Origin of the sequence: Streptomyces hesseae, assembly GCF_031845785.1 — a bacterium.
Classification (GTDB): Bacteria; Actinomycetota; Actinomycetes; order Streptomycetales; family Streptomycetaceae; genus Streptomyces; species Streptomyces hesseae.
Genome location: NZ_JAVRFI010000062.1, coordinates 1 through 482, shown reverse-complemented (window position 1 = coordinate 482; position 482 = coordinate 1). Strand labels below are relative to the sequence as shown.

Here is a 482-nt window from a genome sequence, read left to right as displayed (position 1 = left end):
CGACGACGTCGGCCAGGCACTCGGTGGCCGGCCGGGCCTCCGGGGGCAGGAAGGCGTAGCGCGGGTCGGCGTCCTGGCTGTACTCGTCGGCCGGGTCGATCGGCGGCGGCGGGGTGGCGTAGCTGCGCCGCCAGGTCATGAACTGCTCCTCGCCGTACTCGGCGAGGGTGGCGGCCTTGTCCTTGCCCTGCAGCGCGCCGTAGTGCCGCTCGTTGAGCCGCCACGAGCGCGTCACGGGGATCCACTGCCGGTCGGCGGCGGCCAGCGCCAGCTCGGCGGTGGTGATCGCCCGCTTGAGCAGAGAGGTGTGCAGGACGTCGGGCAGCAGCCCCTCGCCCTTCAGCAGCTCACCGCCCCGGGTCGCCTCGGCGCGGCCCTTCTCGGACAGGGACACGTCGACCCAGCCGGTGAAGAGGTTGGCCTTGTTCCACTCGCTCTCGCCGTGGCGGAGGAGCACCAGAGTTCCGGTCACGGCGTCCATC

The 482-nt window shown here is 72.8% G+C and carries 1 protein-coding gene; it reads right to left on the bottom strand.

What is annotated here, in order from left to right:
- Positions 1-472: 2,3-bisphosphoglycerate-dependent phosphoglycerate mutase (locus RM609_RS34195; RefSeq protein ID WP_311616577.1), on the bottom strand; the 472-nt coding region annotated here is incomplete at its 3' end.
- Positions 473-482: the final 10 nt, after the last annotated feature.